We start from the raw sequence: 22,563 nt of genomic DNA, 5'->3' as shown, positions 1-22,563 counted from the left end.
CGCTACGCCGCCGGCAGCTCCTGCTGAAAGTGCGTGTGGAGAATTTCTTTGACCTTACCCTCCGTCAGGGGTTTGCTGACGAAACCGGCCACGGGAAACTGCTTTACCCGCTCCACGTCGCGCGGGTGCAGGGAAGTAGTGAGCATAACAATGACGGTGGCCTGCTGCTGGGCCAGCGGCAGCTGCTGGTAGGCCTCCAGAAACTGGATGCCGTTCATGCCGGGCATGTTCACGTCGAGCAGCACCAGGGACGGACAAGTGGCTGCGGATACCGCACAGTGGTTTTCCAGTTGGATCAGGGCTCCTTTGCCGTCCAGCGCCACGAGCAGGTGCTCGGCTACGCCCAGGCGGTTGAGCAGTTGTTGGTTTAAGTAATTGGTGGTTTTGTCATCGTCTACCAGGAGGATGCACGGAAGTTTGTTCATAGAAAAAGAAGGGGAATGGAGCGTTGAGCTTACTATACGGCTGAGCAGCTAAGAGCGCCGAAAGAAAACGGCAAACGTAGGTTTCTAGTGGGGTTTACTCTGAGCTGCGTGTGTGCCGTCGGCATTTTCCACCGTGCCGTTACCCATGCGCAGCGCAGGCCAGGGCATCCGACGTGGCTGTGCGGGCGGCAAAATCTACTGCACAGCTATGCTTGCTGCCTAGCTGGATACAGGCATGCCGGGTTCATGGTCAAACTACTCCGTAAGGTTGAGTGTTCCCGTGAGCCAGACGGGTTGGCGAAGTTCGTCGTGCCGGCCGCTCGGCGCGGGGACGCATGGTTTGCAGAGCGTCGCCGCGCCACTGGCGCAGGTGGTGCCACCAAGCAGTTGAAGGCCTGGGTTCTTACCCACGCAAATGCCCCGCGTACCGGAAGATGCGCGGGGCATTTGCGTGGGTAAGAAAAGCCTACCAAACAGTTGGCATTACGCTACCCGGTTGGCTGACCGGTGTAGCGACGCGGCCCTTGGCTTTGCCTTTCTTCGGTTCGCACCTTCTCATTGCACGACAATCGTGGGCTATCCAACATCAGCCCGGCGTAAAGACGCAACGTCTTGCGTCTTTACGCCGGGCTGGCATCTTGACCAATAAGCCAAACAGCCTCTTACGCCTCGCTCACTACCACTTTCTCAATCTTGTCGTTGGCCTTAATCTGGTCGATGACGTCCAGGCCGTCCACCACTTTGCCGAACACGGTGTGGTTGCGGTCGAGGTGGGCGGTGTTGTCGCGGGAGTGGCAGATAAAGAACTGCGAGCCGCCGGTGTTGCGGCCGGCGTGGGCCATGCTTAGCACGCCGCGGTCGTGGTACTGGTTGTTGCCGTTCAGCTCACAATCAATTTTGTAGCCGGGGCCACCGGTGCCGGGCGTGCCCTTGGCGCCTTCGCGGGTGTTGGGGCAGCCGCCCTGAATGACGAAGTTGGGGATGACGCGGTGAAACTTCAGGCCGTCGTAGAAGCCTTTCTGCGCCAGGTCGGTGAAGTTCTTCACTGTGTTGGGGGCATCTTGCTCGAAGAACTCAACTTTCATCACGCCCTTGCTGGTGTGGATTTCGGCAGTTTTCATACAGATTAAAAAACGGGTGGAATGGCCCTTGTACGCAAGGCCAAGCCTGGAGTACGAATCGGGCGCAAAGGTAGCCAAAAGCAACTGCTGCTGCCACCTGAAGGCGCACGGGGCTGCGTGCAGCAGGCTCCGGAGCCTGTTTCTAGGCGCATTTGGCGAAAGCAGCACCGCAGTCCGTTTGCCGGTGCGGGCACGCTGCAAGGGTAGTTCAGCTTCGGTTTGCGCCGCTCAGGGCCTTATGCATCCAGGCTGCTGTGCTGTTCTGGCTTAACCCAAGGCTGTAGGAATGCGTCTTTACAGCCGTTTAGTGCCTCACAGTGCCTTACCTCTCTTTCGCGTACTATGAAAAACACCTTCTCCTCTACGTGGCTGCTGGCCCTGGCCGCCGGCAGTGCCCTGGGCCTCGGCAGCTGCGGCGGCAACGATACGGCCACCACCGAAACCACTGCCACTGCTGCCACCACCGCAACCATCGACTCGGCCGCCCTGCTCTCCGACTCGGCCCGCATGGGCAAGCCCCAGGGCGTGCAGGTGGGCGGAGTGGCCATGCTGCCCGACAAAACCATTGTGCAAAATGCCGTGCAGGCGCCCAGCCTGTCCACGCTGGTGCAGGCCGTGCGGGCCGCCGGCCTCGACGCCACGCTCAGCGAGGAAGGTCCCTACACCGTATTCGCGCCCAGCAATGCCGCCTTCGACCAGCTGCCCAACGGCGCCCTGGCTGGCCTGCTCAAGCCCGAAAGCAAAGACAAGCTGCGCGGCGTGCTCACCTACCACGTCATCCAGAGTCGCCTGGTGGCCCAGGACCTGCGCGACGGCCAGCAGCTCACCACCGTCAACGGCGAAAAAATCAGCGTCACTGTGGAGAACGGCAAGGTGAAAATCAACGGCGCCACCATCGAAACGCCCGACGTAGTCTCCCGTAACGGCATCGTTCACGTCATCGACAACGTGCTGCTCCCGCCGGCGGGGGAGTGAAGAGGAATGTGATTAATGTGGTTGGAATGTGGTGAATATAAGGAATAGGTCTGTCATCCTGAGACGTAGCCAAAGGACTTTTTCGCATCAGCACAAGTCATTGCTTTGTTTGCGCGTTCCGGCGCAGTTGTTCAACTGCTATAAGGTCCCTCGGCTCCGCCTCGGAATGACATATTTCCACATTTCCCACATTCGCCACATTTCTCACATTCCAACCTCACTTCCGGTTATCCTCGCCTTGTAGCATGCTTACGTAGCTGTCGTAGCGGGGGAGGGCGAGTTTGCCGGCGTCGACGGCGGCGCGGACGGCGCAGCCGGGCTCGTGCAGGTGCTGGCAGTTGTGGTAGCGGCACTGGCCCAGCAGGGCGCGCATCTCCGGGAAGTAGCCCGCCAACTCGCCGGGCTTCATATCGACCAGGCCCAGTTCCTTGATGCCGGGCGTGTCGATGAGGTACGTGCCGGGGCGCACTTCCAGCATCTCGGCGAAGGTGGTAGTGTGCACGCCCTTGTCGGAATACTGGCTGATTTCGGCGGTTTTCAGGTCCAGGTCGGGTACCAGAGCATTAATCAGCGTGCTTTTGCCCACACCCGAATGACCCGACAGCAGGGACACCTTTCCGTCCAGCAGCGCATCTATTTCCGCTACGCCTTCGCCGGTGTGGGCCGAGCAGCGCAAGCCGGGGTAGCCCACGCGCTGGTACATGGTCTGCACCTGGCTTTGGTAGTCGGCCAGGTCGTCGTCGTAGAGGTCGGTTTTGTTGAAGACGAGCACCACCGGAATGTGGTAGGCTTCGGCCGTCACCAGAAACCGGTCGATAAACCCAAACGAGGTGGCCGGCGAGGCCAGCGTTACCACCAGCAGGGCCTGGTCAAGGTTGGCGGCCACAATGTGGGCGTGCTCACTCTTGTGCACCGAGCGGCGAATGATGTAGTTGCGCCGGGGCTCGATGTGGTGAATGACGCCCGCGCCTTCGGCTTGCTCCTCCACCGTAAACGCCACCTGGTCGCCCACAGCCAGCGGGTTGCTCACCTTCAGCCCTTTCTGCTTGAACTTGCCTCGCAGCCGGCAGCGGTGCAGCTGCCCCGTGCCGGTTTCACGCACCACGTACCACGAGCCCGTAGATTTCACAATGGTTCCGGTCATGGGGGAAGGTAGAAAGTTGGTGAGGTGAGAAGGTAGAAAGTTAGGAGGCCAGGAAGCTAGGGAAAGAAACAATAGCAACTTTCTACCTTCCCAACTTTCTACCTTCCCAACTTTCCACCCAGCGCATGATTCGGCTGGTGGCGCCGCTGTGGTCGTGCACGTAGTCGAGGCTAAGGTCCTGCACGGTGAGGCGGGCTTCTTCGTGGTGAAAGAGGCGGCCGAAAGCCTGGAGCAGCTCCTCGGCCGAGGCCACCGGAAAGGCACAGCCCAGGGCCACCAGGTCCTGGGCTTCTTGAAACTTGTGGTAGGTGGGCCCGAAAAACAGCGGCAGGCCAAAAGCCGCCGCTTCCAGGGTGTTATGCAAGCCTTTGCCAAAGGCCCCACCGATGTAGGCGAAGTGCCCGAAGCGGTAAAGCTGGCTGAGCAGGCCCACGTTGTCGATGAGCAGCACGCGGGCGGCGGCCACGGTAGCGGCCTGGGCCTGGGAGTAGCGCACCACCCGGCCGGGCAGGGCGGCTTCCACCAGGCGCAGGTTGGCTTCGCTGATTTCGTGGGGCGCCACTACAAAGCGCAGCTCGTCTTGGTACTGCTGCAACAGGGGTGTGAGCACGGGCAGGTCTTCGGGCCAGCTGCTGCCGATGATGAGCACCGGCGCCCAGTCGTCGGTGAAGGCATCGACCAGGGGCAAGGCCCGCGGCGGGGCCGAAGCCGTGCGCACCACCGTGTCGAAGCGGGTGTCGCCGGCCACGCTGGCCTGCCCGATGCCGGCCTGGCGCAGCAGCTCTACCGAGGCCGCGTTTTGGGTGAAAATGTGGGTGAAGCGGCCGAGCATCTGCCGGAAGAAGCCGCCCCAGGGCCGGAAAAAAACCTGCTCAGGCCGGAAAATAGCCGACACGCACACAGTAGGCACCTGGCGGCGGTGCAGCTCCGTAAGCAGGTAGTACCAGAACTCGTACTTCACAAACACCGCCAGCCGGGGCCGCACGGCGTCCACAAACGCGCGGGCATTGGTGGCCGTGTCCAGGGGCAGATAAAACACGTAGGCCGCCCCCGGCCAGTTGTGGCGCACCTCGTAGCCCGAGGGCGAGAAAAACGTCAGCACGATTTTGTGGCCGGGGTAGCGGGCGGCATACGCCTCCATCAGCGGGCGTCCTTGCTCAAACTCGCCCAGGGAAGCGCAGTGAAACCACACCAGCGGAGCCGTTTCGGCGCGTAAGGCCTCCTGCACGCGCGGCAGCAGCCCCCGGCGCCCCTGCACCCACTGCGCCGCTTTCGGCACAAACGGCGCCGCCAGCCGCAGCAGCAGCGCATACAGGTGCAAGCCAAACGAATACAGAAAGTGCAAGAGAAGCAGAGAAACTACAGTGAAACCCGATTCCGGCGAGCCGCCCGACGAGAATCGTGCCGCAAAACTACAGTCTTCGGCTGCTCCTGACGACATGCTTCGGCCCGGAACATGAATCTGGGCCGAAAACCGGCTAGGCAAATAGCCCTTGCCAGCAGAGGCAAAGGCTTTTTATCCTTACCGGAAGTGCGGCCAGGTCATCGGGCCGTGTGCTTATCGAGGTAGTTCGAGGCGCTGCTGGTGGAGCGCAGGGCGTTTTTACCGGCTTCCCAGTCGGCGGGGCTCTCCTCGCCGTGCTGCTCGTAGTGTTGCAGGGCGTCCACCAGGCGCAGTGCCTCGTTTACGCTGCGGCCCAGCGGCCCATCATTCACGACCTGGTGGCGCACAATACCGTCTTTGTCAATGAGAAACAGGCCGCGGTAAGACAGGGGCGAGCCGATAAAGGTCATTTCCCCGGCGTCGTTGTAGTCGTAGTGGCCCCCCAGCACGTCGTAGTTGGCGGCAATGGTTTTGGTGGTGTCGGCCACCAGCGGGTACGTTACGCCCTGAATGCCGCCCTGCTCCCGCGGGGTTTGCAGCCAGGTGTAGTGCGAGAAGTGCGTGTCGGTGGAGCAGCCCACAATGGCCACACCCTTGGCCTCAAAATCAGCCAGCCGCTCCTGGAAAGCAAGAATTTCGGTGAGGCACAACGACGTGAAATCGGCGGGATAGAAGTAGAAGATGACGTGCTTCTTGCCCAGGTACCGGTCCAGGGAAAAGTCTGGTTCAAATTCTCCACCGAGAACGGCAATGGCTTTAAAGGAAGGAGCACGTTTGCCTACGAGAACTGCCATAGGGGATGAGGGGTGTGGGTGAGAAAGAAGGAGATACGCAAAAAATCAGCCTGAGGTATCCCGCAGCGGCCCAGGCCGGCTGGCCGGTCAAGCAGCAAGCCTGGGCTTATGCCTCAGCAATGATCCAAACAGAACACGCCGGCCCGGACTACGGCCCGCTTACTTGCGCGCCACCTTGCAGCCGCGCACGTGCAAGGAAAAGGAGTGGGGCTCGAAGTTGTGCAGCCCCTTGGCCGCAAAAAACTCCCGGATCAGAGCATCGAGCTGCGGGTCGCAGTAGTCGATTATTTCCTGCGTATCGGTGCAGAACAGGTGGTGGTGCTCGGTGCAGTCGGCGTCGTAGCGGCGGGCGGAGCCTTCGGCCGAGGCCACGCGGCGCGTGAGGCCCGCGGCCACAAACGAGTCCAGCGTCTTGTACACCGTGCCCAGCGAAATCGACGATTCCCGCTCCGCCACCTGCCGGTGTACCTGCTCGGCCGTAGGGTGGCCCGGCAGCGTGAGCAAACACTCCAGGATCAGGAGGCGCTGGCGCGTGGCCCGCAGCCCGGCCCGCGCCAGCCGGTCGCGCAGCTGGGCCGGCGTAAGCGCCGTCGGGGCCGGAGAATGATCAGAGGAAAAGCTCACCAGACAAAAATGATACTCGGCAAAGATAGGCCTATAAGGCACTGCCCGGCAAAATTGTTTCTTGGTTGGAGGTGGGGTGATGAGGTGATGAGGTGATGAGGTGACAAGTGACAAGTGACAAGTGACAAGTGACAGGTGACAAGTGACAAGTGACAGGTGACAAGTGACAAGTGACAGGTGACAGGTGACAAGTGACAAGTGACAGGTGAACGGTCATGCTGAGCGCAGCCGAAGCATCTCTACCGAGGGTAACTCCAATCGTGTAAACGAAGCGGGAGAGATGCTTCGGCAAGCTCAGCATGACCGTTCACCTGTCACTTGTCACTTGTCACTTGTCACCTGTTACCTCATCACCATTCACCTTATCACTTTCCTTTAAACTCCGCTTTCCGCTTCTCCACGAAGGCGGCCATGCCTTCCTTTTGGTCTTCGGAGGCGAAGGTGAGGTAAAAATTCTTCCGCTCGAAGTGCAGGCCTTCGTCGAGGTGGGTTTCAAAGGCGCGGTTCACCGATTCCTTGGCCAGCCGGGCCGCCACCGGCGACATCTGGGCTATGTCCTGGGCCAGGCGGAAGGCCTCTTCCAGGTACTGGCCCACGGGCACCACCCGGTTGACGAGGCCGTGGGTGGCGGCTTCTTGAGCTGATATGGGCTTGCCGGTCAGCACCATTTCCATGGCGCGGGCCTTGCCCACGGCCCGCGTGAGGCGCTGGGTGCCGCCGGCCCCCGGCATGGTGCCAATGCGAATCTCGGGCTGCCCGAACTGCGCCGTCTCGGAGGCCACAATCATGTCGCAGGTCATGGCCAGCTCGCAGCCCCCGCCCAGCGCAAACCCCGACACGGCCGCCAGCAGCGGCTTGGTGGTCCGTCGGATTTGGTCCCAAATCGTGAACTGGTCGATGATGAGCATGTCGATGGCCGTGCGGCCGGCCATCTGCTTGATGTCGGCGCCGGCGGCAAAGGCCCGCTCGTTGCCGGTCAGCACAATCACGCGCACGTCGGGGTCCTGGTCCAGGCTTTTCAGCGCGGCGGCTACTTCCTGCATCAGCTGCAGGTTCAGCGCATTCAGCTCCTTGGGCCGGTTCAACTGAACCAAGGCCACCTGCGGCCGGGCCTGGGGCGTAACGGTAATAAATTCAGGGGTGGTCATGGTTGTTAGGGGCTTAGGGTCTTGGGGACTTAGGGGCTTGGAGCGCCGTCGATGCGTTTATGCTCTGCTGCTACACTTGGGGCTTAGGGTCTTGGGGCTTAGATAGGTGCTGTTCGTATATTCTTCAGCAATAGCCGGATGCTAGACGCCACATGCCGGACGAAGATGAAAGTCAGAACAAATCTAAGCCCCTAAGACCCCAAGTCCCCAAGCCCCTATTCATTCAGCCCGCCGCGGCAAACGAACTGGAAAGTTTGGCGGGTGCGCTGTTCCAGCAGCAGCTGCCGGTCGGTGGTGAGGCGGCGGATGCTGGCGGCGTCGTAGTTTTTGATGGTGTACAGCTCCAGGCCGGTATTGTAGTGGATGGTGAACTGCTCGCGCAGCAAGGCCAGCAGCGTTGAGAGGCGGTGAGCCGAGAAATCGGTGCACACCGAGAAGCTGATGGCCGAGTTCTGCATCAGGTGAATCTTAAGGCGCACCTGGGCCAGGGCCCCGAAAATCACCTCCAGGTTTTCTTCGGAAATGAACGTCAGGTCTTTGGACTCAAACGAAATCAAACACTGCCCCGCCTTGCGGATGAAAGCCGGGGCTAGCAGGCCGTGGCGGCAGTCGTGAATGATGGTGCCCTCGGCCGTGGGGTCCAGAAACGACTTCACCAGCAGCGGAATGCGGCGCACGGCCAGGGGCTTAATAGTTTTGGGGTGAATGACCGATGCCCCGTAATAGGCCATTTCGATGGTTTCCTGGTAGCTGATTTCCGGGTAGCGCACCGTGTCGGCGAAAAACTTGGGGTCGGCGTTGAGCAAGCCGGCCACATCCTTCCAGATGGTAACCGAGCCCGCGCCCAGGCAGTAAGCCAGGATGGCGGCCGTGTAGTCGGAGCCCTCACGGCCCAGGGTAGTGGTGAGGCCGCTGGCCGTGCCGCCCAAAAAGCCCTGCGTTACCACGGGCCCGCGGGCCAGCAGGTCGGGGAGGGTGGCGCGCAGGTTCCGCTCGGTGGTGGGCCAGTCGATGCGGCCTTCGCGCCAGGTGTGGTCGGTGCGCAGCAGGGGGCGGCAGTCGAGCCAGTGCGCCGCCAGGGCCCGCGCCACGATGCAGGTAGCCAGCAGCTCGCCGAAGCTCACCACCTGGTCGTACTGCTTGTCGTAATCGCCGGGCTGTAGAGTAGCCAGCCGGTCGCCGAGGAGCTGAAGCAGCTCCGTGAGGCCGGGCGCGTCGGGGCTGAAGTCCGCGGCAATGCCCAGCTCGGCAGCTACGCTCAGGTGAAACTCGCGCAGGGTGTGCAACGGGGCCGCGTAGTCGTGGCCGGCGTGGGCCAGCTCGTACAGCTCCTCCAGGGCATTGGTGGTTTTGCCCATGGCCGACACCACCACGAGCAAGGGCCCATCGGAGCCATACTGCCGGACAATCTGAACGAGGTTGCGAATGGCTGCGGCATCCTTCACCGAGGCTCCACCGAATTTGTAGACTTTCAGCTGATGCGGTTCGTGCATGGTCCCAAATGTAGGATGAAGCGCAGGAAGGCGCCATCACCAGCAGCGCGGCACAACCGGCAGCGGCCCCGGCTGCTCCTCCAAAGCCGCGCCGCCCACTCCGTCAAATTGGTTAATTTTGGCCTCCCACCCAATTTCCGTTCACGCTCTATGACCCACCACGACAAACTGGCGCTGCCCGTCGGCACCACCCTGGACCGCTTTATCATGCGCAAGCAGGAAGACTTCCCCTACGCCACCGGGGAGCTGTCGCAGCTGCTGCGCGATATTGCGCTGGCCGCCAAAATCGTCAACCGCGAAATCAACCGCTCCGGCCTCATCGACATTGCCGGGGCCTATGGCAACCGCAACGTGCAGGGCGAAGACCAGCAGAAGCTCGACGTTATTGCCAACATCCGCTTTATCCGGGCTTTGCGCAACGGCGGCGAGGTGTGCACCATCATTTCGGAAGAAGACGACGAGATGATTCAGACCGGCAACGTGCAGGGCAAGTACGTGGTAGCCATCGACCCCTTGGACGGCTCTTCCAACATCGACGTCAACGTCAGCATCGGCACCATCTTCAGCATCTACCGCCGCGTGTCGCCGACCGGCTCCGAGGGCACGGCCCAGGACTGCCTGCAAACCGGCACCCACCAGGTAGCGGCCGGCTACGTGATTTACGGCTCCAGCACCATGCTGGTGTACACCACCGGCAATGGCGTCAACGGCTTCACCTACGAGCCTTCCCTGGGTGAGTTCTTCCTCTCGCACCCCAACATCCAAACACCCCGCACCGGCGCCATCTATTCCATTAATGAGGGCGTGTCGGAGTCTTTCTCTGAGGGCATGAAGGCCTTTGTGGCGCACTGCAAGGAAAGCAGCTACTCGGCCCGCTACATCGGCTCCCTGGTGGCCGACTTCCACCGCAACCTGCTCAAGGGTGGCATCTACCTGTACCCGGCCTCCCAGAAATCCCCGCAGGGCAAGCTGCGCCTGATGTACGAGTGCAATCCGTTGGCTTTTATCGTGGAGCAGGCCGGTGGCAAATCCAGCAACGGCCGCCGCCGCACCATGGAAATTGAGCCCCAAACCATGCACGAGCGGTGCCCGCTCTTCATCGGCTCCCCCGAGCTGGTGGAGAAAGTAGAAGAGTTCCTGGCCAGCGAGTACGCCAACGACATCGTGCTAAACGCCTAAGCTGGCGTTACACGACGCTCGCGCTGGCGCGGGGCTGCGCCCCGTGCCGCCTAGACGGGTTGTAGACGAGACGCAATATGTTGCGTCTCGTCGTCTGCGCCATCTGCACGATTGGCGGCGGGGTCGTTCACCGACGAGACGCAATATGTTGCGTCTCTACAACCCGTCCTGTCGGGGGAGGCCAGAGCCTCCCACGTAGCCGGCACGGGGCCCAGCCCCACACCATTGGGCACTTCAGCATCTGTAACATACTAAAAAGCCTCTCCAACACGGCTGGAGAGGCTTTTTAGTATGTTGCAAATGGTTACTCAGTCTTTTTACGGGTGGTTTTCTTGGCGGGCTTGGCAACGGCGGCTTCGGGGCTGCCCTCGGCCGTGTCTTCGGTAGCGGCCGGGATAATGCCGGCCGTGCTCAGCGCCTCATCAGCCGCGGGCTCATCGTCTGACTTGGCGGCCTTTTTGCGCGGCGCTTTGGCCTTGCCCTCCGAAGCGGCTGGTGTTGCCGACGACTCCGCAGCTTCCGGGGTAGCTTCGGGAGTAGGGGCCGAATCCCCGGCGGCGGTGGCGCTTTCCGTAGTAGCCGGAGCGGCTTCCTGGTAGGGCAGGCGGCGGCTTACCACGTGGTACCACTGCACCAGCTTCTTGATATCCGACATGTACACGCGGTTGCGGTCGTAGTCGGGCAGAATCTCGCCCATGAAGGCCGTCAGGTCCCGGTCGTCCGACTTGTGCGTGAGGGCTAGCTCGGCGCCGTGCTTCTGGTAGATGCGGTCAAACACCTCGGCCAGCGGTACGGTGGTGTCGTACTCCTGGGTGTAGATGGAGATTTCGTGCAGCAGCGACACCTTGTTGCGGGCCGAGGCCACCGAGCGGGTACCCTTTTCATCGAGGGCTTCCACGATAACCCCCGCGCGGGTGGGCTTGACGAGGCGGTACAGACCGGGCATTCCGCTGATGGCGGCAACTTCCTTCAGGTCGTAGGGCATAAGAAAAAAAGCAGTTGTTGAACGGGCAAAGTTATTCGGTTGCGGCGGCCTGGCCGGGCGCCGGCAGCTTAAACGTGACGGGCAGGCTGGTGAGCACGGCGTAGTCGGGCTTCTTGAACTTGAGCAAACGCACCACGCGCAGAGCTTCCTCGCCGCAGCCGCCCCCAATGTTCTTCACCAGCTTCACCCCCGACATGGTGCCGTCGGTGTTCAGCGTGAAGCTCACGATGCACTGGCCCTGAATCCGGTTGCGGCGGGCCATGATGGGGTATTTCAGTTCCTTTTCGATAAAGGCGTACATGGCTTCCTGGCCGCCTTCATAATACTCGGCCACCGGAATGGTCTTGGGCGCCGAAGCCGGCGCGGCCGGCGCGCCCTGGTCTGGCGTGGATTCCGTGGTTGCCGGGGCCGGGCCGTCGGTTTTCACCTTGACTTTGGTTTTCTGAGCCAGCGCCGGCACCGAGCAAGCCAGCAGGCCTACACTAAGCAGAACAAAAATTTTTTTCATGAGAAAAAAGGGGAAAAACCAGAAGAAATACTGCCGCAGCACGGCGGCCGCAGCAGGACAATTACGGGGCCAATTTACGCATTGTCGCCCGCCTGCGCCACCTGCCGGTTTACCTCCTCAATAAAGGAAAGCAGCTCGTCGCGGCCGGTTTTTTCGGTGGCCGAAGTAACGAAATGGCGAGGCAGCTCGTCCCAGGTTTCGCCCATCTTCGCCAGGTAGCTGGCCACATGGTGCCGGGTGCGCGTGCCCGACTGCTTATCGGCTTTGGTGAACACCATTACAAAGGGAATTCCGTCCTGCCCGAGCTGCTCCATAAATTCCAGGTCGATGGCCTGGGGCTCCAGGCGCGAATCCAGCAGCACGAATACGCAGGTCAGGTTTTCGCGCTTGTGCAGGTAGTAATTAATCATGCGGCCCCATTTGGTCCGGGCCTCCTTGCTGACGCGGGCGTAGCCGTAGCCCGGCAAGTCAACCAAGTACCAGGTATTATCAATGAGAAAATGATTTATAAGCTGAGTTTTGCCTGGTAAAGAAGAAGTTTTTGCCAAACCTTTTTGCTCGGTAAGCATATTTATCAGCGAAGATTTCCCCACATTTGAGCGGCCAATAAATGCGTATTCTGGCAGAGTGGGAGCGGGGCAATCCTCAACGCGGGAATTGCTCATCAAAAACTTGGCTTGCCGAATATTCATGGGGGGTACGGGGTTGGCTGAGCGGCAAAGGTAGGGAAAGCGGAGGGGTGCAATGGTTCATCTTTTTTTACTAAAACCCTTGCGGTTTACAAAGCTGACCTATATTTGCGCGGTTCGCAGTACTGTTTTTTGCGTATCTACAACGTTGAAAAGCATGTTTTGCAGCCCTTTTCGCCCGCCAGATTCGTGAATTGTATACGGCAAAGGTCGCATTAGAAAATTTCTATCTTTGCCCGCAATTGACTTTTCTTTGAAATCTGCGTTGCAGAAAAAATAAGGTGCTGAACCGCACCTGATTTATCTCGCAACATCCCCCTTACACTGGTTCTGCTTAACCCTACGCGCGGTTTTCAGTATAAGGGGCAATTCCTGAAAATAAGCCCGCGCCTGGCGGCCTAGTTTCTGCCACCCTCTTTTTGCAACTCCTTATTTCCTTAACCCCTCCAACAATGGACAACTTAGTCAGAAGGTTACTGAAAGCCTCGTGCGCCTTCGCGCTGACGGCGGCTGTGGCTCAGCCTGCCCTGGCCCAGAGCACACGCAAGCAGCTGAAGACCGCCAATAAGTTCTTTAATGAAGAGAACTACCGGGCCTCCATCCCTTTCTACGAGCAAGTGTTGGCCAAGGAGCCAAACAACGCTCAGGCGTTGTTCCGGGCGGGTATTGCCTACATGTCTTTCGACAAGGAAAAGGCTAGCGACTACATCTACAAGGCCCAGCGCCTGAAGAAGAACGTGGCCAAGGACGTGGAGTACTGGCTGGGCCGCGTCGACCACCTAAACTACAACTTCGACGAGGCCATCGGTCACTTCCAGGCCTACAATGCTACGTTGAAAAGCAAGGACAGCCGCAAGCGTGAGCTGGCCCAGCTGATTCAGCACAGCAAAAACGCCAAGGTGCAGTTCAACAGCCCCAAGGACATTTTCGTCAACAACCTGGGCCCCACCATCAACACGCAGTGGTCGGAGCACAGCCCGGTAATTTCGGCCGACGATAAAATCCTGCTGTTCACCTCGCGCTCCGACAACATGAACAATGTGCCGGTGGCCGAGGATATGAAAGGCAAAGAGAAGGGGAAAGGGGCTATTGCTGCTGACGGTCAATACTATGAGAATATCTACGAAGCCAAGCGCGTCGACGAACAGAACTGGGAGAAGCCTCGCTCGCTGAGCACCGTGCTCAACGGCAAAGGCCACGACGCTTCCATTCAGGTGTTCGACAACGACACCAAGATGCTGCTCTACCGCCAGGATGAGAATGGCGACATTTTCTACTCAGAGAAGAGCGGTGGCGACTGGACCAACCCCAAGAAGCTGAATGGCAACATCAACTCGAAAGCCTTCGAGTCAGATGCCTTCATTACGCCCGATGGCCTGACCATTTACTTCTCGACCGGCAAATACTCGGAAGACGGTACGCTGGACATCTACTCTGCCACCCGCCAGCCCGGCGGCGACTGGGGCCCGGCCAAGAGCATCGGGGGCGCCATCAACACGCCCTACGACGACGACAGCCCTTACCTGAGCAAGGACGGCAAGACCCTGTACTTCGCTTCGCGCGGGCACAACACCATGGGCGGCTACGACATCTTCAAGTCGGAGTACGACTCGGTGGGCCGCAAGTGGGGCCGCCCCGAAAACATGGGCTACCCCATTAACACCCCCGACGACGACACCTACTACCGCCTGAGCCCGGATGGTTCCTACGCCTACCTCAGCTCTTACCGCATCGGGGGCTACGGCGAGAAAGACATCTACACCATCAACTACATCAAGAACGCCATCATCCGGGGCAAGGTGTACTCGCAGCGCGACAGCACCGTAATTCCGGGTGTGGAGCTGGTGTTCAGCGGCACCCAGGCCGACAAAACGGCTCTGAGCTACCGCGATGTAACCAAGCCCGAAACCGGCGACTACCAGGTGAGCGTGCTTTCGGGCCGTACCTACCAAGTGGCCGTGTCGAAGGATGGCAAGAACATCGAGACCCAGGAGTTTGCCGTGCCGATTTCGACCAATGATTCGACGGTGGTGGAGAAGAACTTCTACGTACCGTACGTAGACACTACTTCGGCGGCGCTGTTTGCTTTCAAGAAAATCTACTTCGACACCGACAAGTACAAGCTGCGGCCGGAGTCGATTACCGAGCTGAACAACATCAGCGGCATTCTGAAGGCTAACCCCGGTATCAACATCTCGATTGAGGGCCACTGCGACTCGCGCAACACCGACGAGTATAACATGGTGCTGGGCCAGAACCGTGCTAACGCTGCCTTCAACTTCCTGAAGAAGTCGGGCATTGCCGAAACGCGCATGGCAACCGTAAGCTACGGGGAGCGTCGTCCGGCCGCGGCCAACGACTCGCCGGAGAACATGCAGCTGAACCGCCGCGTGGAGTTCCGCGTGGTAGCCCAGGAAGGCCAGACTGCTCCGCAGGTTAGCGGCGGCGCTGCCCCAACCGGCACCGACACGGCCACTGGCACCACGACTACCACCGCCACGGACGCAACTACTACCACGACCACCACGGCTGCTCCGCTGACGCCCGGCAAGAGCAAGGTGAAAATGGCAGACGGCACCAAGGTGAAAACCAAAGTGGACGAGGACAGCGACAAGGTGAAAGTGAAAACCGAAGGCCCCGCCGGCGAGAAGAGCAAGACCGTAACCAAAGACGGCACGATTGACTCGAAGGCAAAAGATGCAGAAGGCGAGAAGGTCAAAGTGAAGACCGACAACGACTAAGCAGCATTGGCTACTGACGAAAGCGGGCCGGGCATAATGCCCGGCCCGCTTTTTTTCAACATAATGGTGGGTGGGACGTTATGTTTGGGCAATTTCGCCCCCGAATCCTCGTTGTTCGCCCCAAGAAGCATGTCCGTAGTACCCTACAAAGATGACGCCGCTGGCAAAAAGTCGCAGGTGGCGCAGATGTTCAACAGCATTGCCGGGAAGTACGACTTCCTGAACCACTTCCTGAGCGTCGGGACCGATATTTATTGGCGGCGCAAGGCGGTGGGGGAGCTGAAGCAGCTGCGCCCGGCGCGGGTGCTGGACATTGCCACCGGCACGGCCGACTTCGCCATCGAAACCCTGCGTGCCGCCGCCCCCGATGCCCACGTGACGGGCGTGGACATTTCGGAAGGTATGCTGGAAGTGGGCCGCCGCAAGCTGGCCGAAAAAGGCCTGGGCCACCGCATTCAGCTGGAACTGGGCGACTCCGAGAATCTGCCGTTTCCTGACAACCACTTCGATGCCGTGACGGCTTCATTTGGGGTGCGCAACTTTGAGAACCTGGAACAGGGCCTGGTGGAGATGCGGCGGGTGCTGCGGCCCGGCGGCAAGCTGGTGGTACTGGAATTCTCCAAGCCCACGGCGTTTCCGCTGAAGCAGGCCTACAACTTTTACTTTCGGCGTATCCTGCCGGTATTCGGCAAACTCATTTCCAAAGACCGCGCCGCTTATACGTACCTGCCCGAGTCGGTGCAGGCATTTCCGGATGGCCCCGATTTTCTGGCCATTCTGCGTAAAGTCGGCTTTACTTCTCCCGCATGGCAACCCCTCACGTTCGGCATCAGCTCCATTTACACCGCGCAAAAGTAGCCCGGCTGGGCCTGGTGGCCCTAGCCGCTTTGGCGCTGCCGCTCACGGCCCAGGCCCAGCGCAAAAGCCAAACCAGCGCCAAGCGCGGCCGCAACGGCCAGGTGAAATCCGTGACGGTTAACAACCTGCCCGGCTACGACGACCGGTGGCTGCACCTGGGCCTGTACGTGGCGCCCAACTTTTCGCGCTACAAGATTGAGCAGGCACCCGGCTACCCCGACCAGCAGGGCGTTTCGGCCAATTCTACGGTTAGCCCCGGCTTTTCGGTGGGCTTTTTGGGTGATTTGCGCATAGCCGATTACCTAACGCTGACCTTCACGCCGGGGGTGAGCTTCCTGACGCGGCGTATCGATTATAAAGATTTCGGCTACGCGCCGCAAACCTCCGCCGACCCTGAAACCATCGAGACCCAGGAAGTGGGAACGACCCAGCTGGACCTGCCGGTGCTGTTCAAGATAAAGTCGGAGCGGCGGCGCAACACGCGGGTCTACATCGTGGGCGGCGTCAACCCCAACTTCACCCTGGGCAGCCGCCGCACCGACGAGCAAGCCAACGTGATACGGGCCGGTACCGCCGACGTGGCCCTGGAGTACGGCGTGGGCCTGGACTTGTTTTATCCGTACTTCAAGTTTTCGCCGGAGCTGCGCTTTTCCCACGGCCTCACCAACCTGCACCAGCCCGGCGCCACCGACGTGTACACGCGCAGCTTGCAGAGCATGAAAAGCAACACGGTGACCTTGTACCTCAACATCTGGTCGGGGCGCTAGCCGGCCGCACTTTCCGCAGTATCCATATGCAAACGGCATTTATTACCGGCGCTTCGTCGGGGATTGGGCGGGCTACGGCAGTGGCGCTGGGCCGCAGCGGGTTCCGGCTGGTGCTGGCGGGCCGCCGCCGGGAGCGGCTGGAGGAGCTGGCCCAGGAGCTGAAAGGCGTGCCCACCCACCTGCTCACCTTCGACGTGCGCGACCAGGCTGCCGTGGACGCCGCCGTGGCCAGCCTGCCTACTGAGTTCCAGGACGTGGACGTGCTCATCAACAATGCCGGCAATGCCCACGGCCTGGCCCCCATCCAGGACGGCGACGTGCGCGACTGGGACGCCATGCTCGACGGCAACGTGAAAGGCTTGCTCTACGTGAGCCGGGCCGTGCTGCCGGCCATGCAACGGCGCCGGGTGGGCTACATCATCAACATTGGCTCCATTGCCGGCCACGAAACCTACCCCAACGGCAACGTGTACTGCGCCTCCAAAGCGGCGGTAGCCGCCCTCACTCAGGGTATGCGCATGGACCTGCTACCCCTGAACATCCGGGTGGCCGAAGTGAATCCGGGCCTCGTGGAAACCGAGTTTTCCCAGGTGCGCTTCAAGGGCGACACGGCCCGCGCCGCCCAAACCTACCAAGGCCTGGAACCCCTGCGCCCCGAAGACATTGCCGACCTGATTCAGTTCATGGTGACGCGCCCGCCCCACGTCAACTTGGCCGAAGTGTTGATTCTGCCTGCCGCCCAGGCCTCCGCCACGCAGGTGCGCCGCACTTCGTAGAGAAGGTTCGTAGAGGAGGTTCGTAGAGGTGAGAGGCTAGAAGTGAGAGGTTAGCCGTTCGTTCTGGCGTTCTAAATGAGAAGAGGTTAGCCGTTCGTTGAAGTAGTTAGAAATCACCCCACCGTCATGCTGAGCTTGTCGAAGCATCTCTACCGCTTCGTCGAACAGCCCTTACGAAGCGGGAGAGATGCTTCGACAAGCTCAGCAGGACAAGACCAGTACAACGAAGTGGTAGAGATGCTTCGACTGCGGCTGCGCACGCTGGCTTGATGCGCCACATGCTCAGCAGGACGGTTAGGTGATTCTAAACAGCTTTGTTACAGATACCTACTGTAGGCTCCGGCGCGTGGTGTTGGAGTTTTTGCTTTGTCGGGCTTAGGCGTGTAGCAATGAGGACAGCACGCCGGCATCCAGCGTGTGCTTGCCGTCGAAGCGGATAATGACGGGCTCCACGCCGAGCTGGCGCAAAAAGTCGCGCTGTTTTTCCAGGTCTTCATTCTTGATAAACTCATCCTGCGTGCCGCACACCAGTGTAACAGGCAGCCCGCGCAGCAGCTGAGCTGCAACGGGCAGCTCCATGTCGGGCGGAAAAGCACCAGCCCAGAGGATGAGGTGGGCCAGCCGAAAATCGGCCTGGGCCAGCCAGCGGCTGATGGTGGCCGCCCCTTGGGAAAAGCCAAGGGCTGTTATAGGAGTACCAACCGGGGCTTGAGCTCGTAGGGCCGCAGTCAGCTGGTTGAGGTAGGCTACGTAGTCGTTGATTTCCGTGAGCCGGTCTTCCCGCGTCATCCAGGTGGCGCCCACCCGGCCGCCGGTGCCCTGCAAGTAGAAGCGCGAAAGACCTTCCGGCGCAACGACCACCAAACCTGGGTCGGCAGCTGCCAGATGAGCAAAGTGCCGAATGAAGTAGGCCGCCAGCTGTCCGTACCCGTGGCACACCACCCACACCTGCCGCGTCTGGCCCGATAGTTCGCCCAGCTGGTAATACCGGGCCGTGCGCGTAACGGGCAAGTGGTGTTCGTGGGCAGTGAGCATGGGAGGGGGCGAGGAGTGAGATAGTAAAATGGGAAGTTGATGTGTGCTGCCATCCTTCAGCAGCGCACGAGAATGACTGCCCTGTAGTTACCAGTCATCTAAGCCCCTACGCTCCCAAGACCCTAAGACCTTATCCCGGCAAGTCGTCGGCGGAGAAACCGAAGGGCAGCAGGTCGCTGAGGGAGCGGAAGCGGTAGATGGAGCCGTCGGGGCCGGGCAGCAGCAGCGGAATAGCCTGGTTCTGCCGGTGCTCGTACTCGGCCATAACCTGGCGGCAGGCCCCGCAGGACGTGATAGGCACAAAGTCGCCGGTGGCGGGGCGGGCAGCCACGGCCATGCCCAGGATGCGGCGCTCGGGGTGGGCGGCGGCCAGGCCAAACAAGGCCGTACGCTCGGCGCAGAGGCCGGAAGGGAAAGCGGCATTTTCCTGATTGGTGCCCCGGAAGATGGTGCCGTCGTCGAGCAGCAGGGCCGCGCCCACGTGGAAGCGGGAGTAGGGCGCGTACGAGTGGTTGGTGGCGGCGCGGGCGGCCTGCCAGGTAACCGCTTCGGCGGGGGTAAGGTCGGCTTCGGAAGCGACAACCTCCACGGTGATAGTCAGGTGGAGCGGGTGGGCCATGAGTGGCGGGAAGGGGCGGTCCGGCACCGGCGCGCGGCCCCGGACAGTGAAAAGGGGCGGTGAATGTAGGCAATAATTCCGCAACACCCCCTAGCGCACTGCCGGCCTGTGGCACGGCCGCAACGTAGCACCGATTCTTTTGCGCAGATTTGCCGATACTTGGCGGCGCAACGCTGGCGCCGGTGGCTGCTCTGGCCACCAAAACCGACGGCTCCGGCTGCGTCCCCACCCACTATCTGCCTGTGTATGAGCACCCGTTTGCTGCTGCTGGGCGCTGGCCGCTCGGCCTCGGCCCTGATTGACTACCTGCTTCGCCACGCGCCCACCGAAGATTGGCAGCTGACCGTGGCCGACGTGCAGCCCAGCCACCTGGCGCCCGTGCTGGCGGCCCACGCGCCCTACGCCCGCGCCGTAGCCTTCGACGTGCACGACGAAACTCTGTTGGACGCGCTGGTAGCCGGGGCCGATATTGTGATTTCCATGCTGCCGGCCTTGTGGCACGGCGCCGTAGCCCAGGCCTGCCTGCGCCACCGCCGCCACCTGGCCACGGCCAGCTACGTAAGCGAAGAAATCAGGGCCCTGGACGCCGAAGCCCGCGCCGCCGGCGTCACCCTGCTCATGGAATGTGGCCTCGACCCCGGCCTCGACCATATGTCGGCCATGCGGGTGCTGCACGAGGTGCGGGCCCGCGGCGGGCGGGTCACGGCGTTTCGCTCCTACTGCGGCGGGCTGCTGGCGCCCGGCTCCGAGGGCGACAATCCGTGGCGTTACAAGTTTACCTGGAACCCGCGCAACGTGGTGCTGGCCGGGCAGGGCACGGCTAAGTACGTGGAAGACGGCCACCCGCGCTACATTCCGTACCAGCAGCTGTTTGCCCGCACCGAAACCCTGGAAGTGCCCGGCTACGGCACGTTTGAGGGCTACGCCAACCGCGACTCCCTGAGCTACCAGACGCCGTACGGGCTGGAGGGCATTCCGACCATGCTGCGCGGCACCCTGCGCCGCCCCGGCTACTGCGCCGCCTGGCACGCCCTGGTGCGCCTGGGCCTCACCGACGACACCGCGCGGCTGGGCAACTCCGCCGACCTGACCTGGGCCGCGTTGGTGGAGTCCTACTTGCCGGCCGGGGGCACCGGGCCGGCCCTGCCCGCCCGCCTGGCTTCCTACCTGGGCCTGAGCCCGACGGGTCCCGAGCTGGAGCGCCTGCACTGGCTGGGACTGTTCACCGACACGCCCGTGGGCCTGGCCGACGCCACCCCTGCCCAGCTGCTGGAGCGCCTGCTTACGGCCCGCTGGGCCCTGCAGCCCGGCGACCAGGACATGATTGTCATGCAGCACCAGTTCGGCTACGAGCTGGCGGGGCAGGCGTACCGGGCTACGTCGTCGCTAGTGGTGCTGGGCGACGTGCAGGGGCCCACGGCCATGGCCAAAACCGTGGGCCTGCCGCTGGGCATGGCTGTGCGGCGCCTGGCGCAGGGCCAGCTGCCGCAGCGGGGCGTGGTCATTCCTACTTTGCCCGACTTGTACGAGCCCATCCTCCGGGAGCTGGAGCAGGAGTACGAAATCCGGTTTGTGGAAGAGAAACAGGCAGTGGGGCAGCCAGCGGCCCTGAGCCGGTAAGCGTATGGGCCGGGCTGAAGTGCAGGCTTACCTGCGGCTACGAGCGCGGGTGGTGGGGCGGCAGCTGCGGGAGCTGGGCTGGTGGCGGCTGGTGGCGCTGGGCCTGCTGCTGGGGCTGGCCCTGGCGCGGGCCCTGGCTACGGCTGCCGCCCGCCCCGCAACCAGCTGGCTGGTGCCGCCCGCAGTAGCCCTATTCGTGGCCAGCGGCCACCGCCGCCGCGCCGACCTCACCTTCCTGGCCCTGACAATGCCACAACCGCGCCCAGGCCTGGCAGCTGAGTATAGCTTGCTGGCCACTCCTGCGGCATTGGCGCTGCTGGCGTGGGGCCGCTGGGGGCCGGCGCTGCTTACCGTGGCGCTAGCTGCCGCTGTTGCCTGGCTGCCGGCGGCTACGGCGGGCACCGGTTCCTCACGGCGCCGTAGCTTATTTCGGAGTGTGGCGTTTGAGTGGGTGAGTGGGGGCCGGCGCGGGCTGCTGGTGGCCTGGGCCGGCCTGCTTGGGGTAAGTGTTTACACGCGCGCCACGGCAGCCGGCCCGGCGCTGGCCCTGGTAGCGTGGCTGCTGCTGCTAGTGCCGCTGTACGGCACGCCCGAGCCGTGGCCGCAGCTGCTGGCTGTGCTACGGAGCCCGGCTGCCTGGCTGCGCGGCCGGGTAGGGTGGGGGCTGCTGTATTTCGGGCTGACCAGCGCCCCGCTGGCCTGGGTGCTGGCCGGTGGCCCGGCGGGCTGGGCCGGCACGGCGGGCCTGCTGGCCTGGTGCGCCGTGGTGCTTACCATGCTGGTGCTGGCCAAATATGCCTTCTACCCCCAGGCCCTGCTCGCCCAACTGGCCCAGGCGGGTGTGGTGGTGGTGGGCTTATCTATCCTGAGTAACAACCCGGCGTACCTGGCTTTGCTGGTGGCCTGCTTGCTGGGGCTGCTGTGGAAGAGTAGCCGCCGTCTTTCCCACTTTCGTCATGATTGAAATCCGCAGCCTCCAGAAAGCCTTCGGGGACCAGGCCGTGCTGCACCACGTGGACCTGACGCTGCGGCCCGGCACGCTGCACGGGCTGGTGGGCGCCAACGGCTCGGGTAAAACCACGCTGCTGCATTGCCTCTACGGCCTGCACCACGACTACCAGGGCATCATCCGCGAAACCCACGGCCGGCCCATTCGGCCCACTACCGGCCTGCTGCCCTACGAGCCGTATTTCTATCCGCGCCTGACGGGCCGCGAGTACGTGGAGTTCTGCCTGCAAGCCCGCGGCCGGCCCGTACCCGACCTGGAACCCTGGAACCAACTGCTGGAGCTGCCGCTCAATCAGTACGCCGAAACCTACTCGGCCGGCATGAAAAAGAAGCTGGCGCTGCTGGCCCTGCTGGTGCAGGACTACCGCTACCTCATCCTCGACGAGCCCTTCAACGGCCTCGACCTGAGCACCAACCTGCTGCTGATGGAGGTGCTGCGCCGCCTGCGCGGGCAGGGCGTGGGCATCCTACTGACCTCCCACCTGCTGGGCTCCCTCACCGAACTGTGCGACGAAATAACCGTGCTGGCCGACGGCCGCGTGCTGCGCCACTACCCCGCCACCGACTTCGCCCGCCTCTCCACCGACTTGCTCGACACGCTGCACCAGGACAAGCTGGCCCGCCTAAGTACGCTGCTGCCGCTTAAGCAGGAGCCGGCAGAAAATTAGCG

The 22,563-nt window shown here is 61.9% G+C and carries 22 protein-coding genes; 9 read left to right on the top strand and 13 right to left on the bottom strand.

Translation table 11 applies throughout. The features are described from left to right. Positions 1-2 precede the first annotated feature (2 nt). Together OIS53_RS05780 and OIS53_RS05775 are read right to left on the bottom strand one after the other, a co-directional pair. On the bottom strand, positions 3-425 hold the full coding sequence (locus OIS53_RS05780; protein ID WP_264681450.1) for a response regulator: 423 nt from the start codon (positions 423-425) through the stop codon (positions 3-5). Between the two features lie 662 nt (positions 426-1,087). After that, the gene (locus tag OIS53_RS05775) at positions 1,088-1,546 is read right to left on the bottom strand and encodes a peptidylprolyl isomerase (protein WP_264681449.1); all 459 of its coding nucleotides are present in this window, start codon (positions 1,544-1,546) and stop codon (positions 1,088-1,090) included. 342 nt (positions 1,547-1,888) lie between these two features. On the opposite strand from OIS53_RS05775, the gene OIS53_RS05770 reads away from it, so the two are divergent. Beyond that, the gene (locus tag OIS53_RS05770; RefSeq protein WP_264681448.1) at positions 1,889-2,521 is read left to right on the top strand and encodes a fasciclin domain-containing protein; all 633 of its coding nucleotides are present in this window, start codon (positions 1,889-1,891) and stop codon (positions 2,519-2,521) included. A gap of 217 nt (positions 2,522-2,738) precedes the next feature. Here the strand turns inward: OIS53_RS05770 and rsgA are convergent, their stop codons facing one another. From rsgA to OIS53_RS05740, 6 genes are all read right to left on the bottom strand, one after another. Beyond that, positions 2,739-3,665: a ribosome small subunit-dependent GTPase A gene (gene rsgA / locus OIS53_RS05765; RefSeq protein WP_264681447.1), complete on the bottom strand. Its 927-nt coding sequence runs from the start codon at positions 3,663-3,665 to the stop codon at positions 2,739-2,741. A gap of 82 nt (positions 3,666-3,747) precedes the next feature. Continuing rightward, a complete protein-coding gene (locus OIS53_RS05760) occupies positions 3,748-5,010 on the bottom strand; it encodes a 3-deoxy-D-manno-octulosonic acid transferase (protein ID WP_264681446.1) in 1,263 nt (420 codons plus the stop codon). Between the two features lie 197 nt (positions 5,011-5,207). Then, on the bottom strand, positions 5,208-5,843 hold the full coding sequence (locus OIS53_RS05755; RefSeq protein ID WP_264681445.1) for a peroxiredoxin: 636 nt from the start codon (positions 5,841-5,843) through the stop codon (positions 5,208-5,210). Positions 5,844-6,002: 159 nt separating this feature from the next. Continuing rightward, a complete protein-coding gene (locus OIS53_RS05750; protein ID WP_264681444.1) occupies positions 6,003-6,467 on the bottom strand; it encodes a Fur family transcriptional regulator in 465 nt (154 codons plus the stop codon). 365 nt (positions 6,468-6,832) lie between these two features. Next, on the bottom strand, positions 6,833-7,615 hold the full coding sequence (locus tag OIS53_RS05745) for an enoyl-CoA hydratase-related protein (RefSeq protein WP_264681443.1): 783 nt from the start codon (positions 7,613-7,615) through the stop codon (positions 6,833-6,835). A 215-nt stretch (positions 7,616-7,830) separates the two neighbouring features. Further along, on the bottom strand, positions 7,831-9,108 hold the full coding sequence (locus OIS53_RS05740; RefSeq protein ID WP_264681442.1) for an aspartate kinase: 1,278 nt from the start codon (positions 9,106-9,108) through the stop codon (positions 7,831-7,833). A 150-nt stretch (positions 9,109-9,258) separates the two neighbouring features. Here OIS53_RS05740 and fbp point away from each other — a divergent pair, with 150 nt between their 5' ends. Then, positions 9,259-10,287, top strand: a complete 1,029-nt coding sequence (fbp, locus tag OIS53_RS05735) for a class 1 fructose-bisphosphatase (protein ID WP_264681441.1) — start codon at positions 9,259-9,261, stop codon at positions 10,285-10,287. 304 nt (positions 10,288-10,591) lie between these two features. Here fbp and OIS53_RS05730 read toward each other — a convergent pair whose 3' ends face one another. The 3 genes from OIS53_RS05730 to yihA all read right to left on the bottom strand — a co-directional run bounded on the left by OIS53_RS05730 (position 10,592) and on the right by yihA (position 12,472). Beyond that, positions 10,592-11,272 carry a DUF5606 family protein gene (locus OIS53_RS05730; protein WP_264681440.1) on the bottom strand — a complete coding sequence of 227 codons (681 nt, stop codon included), beginning with the start codon at positions 11,270-11,272 and terminating at the stop codon, positions 10,592-10,594. Between the two features lie 31 nt (positions 11,273-11,303). Next, on the bottom strand, positions 11,304-11,780 hold the full coding sequence (locus tag OIS53_RS05725; protein WP_264681439.1) for an energy transducer TonB: 477 nt from the start codon (positions 11,778-11,780) through the stop codon (positions 11,304-11,306). Positions 11,781-11,854: 74 nt separating this feature from the next. After that, positions 11,855-12,472 (bottom strand): ribosome biogenesis GTP-binding protein YihA/YsxC, encoded by a 618-nt coding sequence (yihA, locus tag OIS53_RS05720; RefSeq protein WP_264681438.1) that lies wholly within the window; start codon positions 12,470-12,472, stop codon positions 11,855-11,857. 449 nt (positions 12,473-12,921) lie between these two features. Between yihA and OIS53_RS05715 the strand changes: the two genes are divergently transcribed. The 4 genes from OIS53_RS05715 to OIS53_RS05700 all read left to right on the top strand — a co-directional run bounded on the left by OIS53_RS05715 (position 12,922) and on the right by OIS53_RS05700 (position 17,611). Continuing rightward, a complete protein-coding gene (locus OIS53_RS05715; RefSeq protein WP_264681437.1) occupies positions 12,922-15,210 on the top strand; it encodes an OmpA family protein in 2,289 nt (762 codons plus the stop codon). Between the two features lie 129 nt (positions 15,211-15,339). After that, positions 15,340-16,068 carry a bifunctional demethylmenaquinone methyltransferase/2-methoxy-6-polyprenyl-1,4-benzoquinol methylase UbiE gene (gene ubiE / locus OIS53_RS05710; protein ID WP_264681436.1) on the top strand — a complete coding sequence of 243 codons (729 nt, stop codon included), beginning with the start codon at positions 15,340-15,342 and terminating at the stop codon, positions 16,066-16,068. Beyond that, the gene (porT, locus tag OIS53_RS05705) at positions 16,017-16,835 is read left to right on the top strand and encodes a type IX secretion/gliding motility protein PorT/SprT (RefSeq protein WP_264681435.1); all 819 of its coding nucleotides are present in this window, start codon (positions 16,017-16,019) and stop codon (positions 16,833-16,835) included. Before ubiE ends, porT begins: the two co-directional genes overlap by 52 nt. A 26-nt stretch (positions 16,836-16,861) precedes the next feature. Next, positions 16,862-17,611 (top strand): SDR family NAD(P)-dependent oxidoreductase, encoded by a 750-nt coding sequence (locus tag OIS53_RS05700; protein ID WP_264681434.1) that lies wholly within the window; start codon positions 16,862-16,864, stop codon positions 17,609-17,611. A gap of 375 nt (positions 17,612-17,986) precedes the next feature. On the opposite strand, the gene OIS53_RS05695 is transcribed toward OIS53_RS05700, so the two are convergent. Both OIS53_RS05695 and cdd read right to left on the bottom strand, forming a co-directional pair. Beyond that, entirely contained in the window at positions 17,987-18,646 is a 660-nt protein-coding gene (locus tag OIS53_RS05695; RefSeq protein ID WP_264681433.1) for an alpha/beta hydrolase, read from the bottom strand. A 130-nt stretch (positions 18,647-18,776) separates the two neighbouring features. Then, entirely contained in the window at positions 18,777-19,265 is a 489-nt protein-coding gene (gene cdd, locus OIS53_RS05690) for a cytidine deaminase (protein WP_264681432.1), read from the bottom strand. A gap of 246 nt (positions 19,266-19,511) precedes the next feature. Here cdd and OIS53_RS05685 point away from each other — a divergent pair, with 246 nt between their 5' ends. Genes OIS53_RS05685 through OIS53_RS05675 form a run of 3 tightly spaced genes read left to right on the top strand, consistent with a single transcriptional unit; the run spans position 19,512 to position 22,561 of the window. Beyond that, the gene (locus OIS53_RS05685) at positions 19,512-20,885 is read left to right on the top strand and encodes a saccharopine dehydrogenase C-terminal domain-containing protein (RefSeq protein WP_264681431.1); all 1,374 of its coding nucleotides are present in this window, start codon (positions 19,512-19,514) and stop codon (positions 20,883-20,885) included. 4 nt (positions 20,886-20,889) lie between these two features. After that, positions 20,890-21,849 carry a hypothetical protein gene (locus OIS53_RS05680; RefSeq protein WP_264681429.1) on the top strand — a complete coding sequence of 320 codons (960 nt, stop codon included), beginning with the start codon at positions 20,890-20,892 and terminating at the stop codon, positions 21,847-21,849. Further along, positions 21,842-22,561, top strand: a complete 720-nt coding sequence (locus OIS53_RS05675; RefSeq protein ID WP_264681428.1) for an ATP-binding cassette domain-containing protein — start codon at positions 21,842-21,844, stop codon at positions 22,559-22,561. The genes OIS53_RS05680 and OIS53_RS05675 overlap by 8 nt, the downstream gene beginning before the upstream one ends. The last annotated feature ends 2 nt before the right edge of the window (positions 22,562-22,563 follow it).

Origin of the sequence: Hymenobacter sp. YIM 151500-1, from assembly GCF_025979885.1 — a bacterium.
In the GTDB taxonomy this organism is placed as follows: domain Bacteria; phylum Bacteroidota; class Bacteroidia; order Cytophagales; family Hymenobacteraceae; genus Hymenobacter.
Note: the sequence above shows the minus strand (reverse complement) of the source record. Positions and strands in the feature narration are given on the sequence as shown.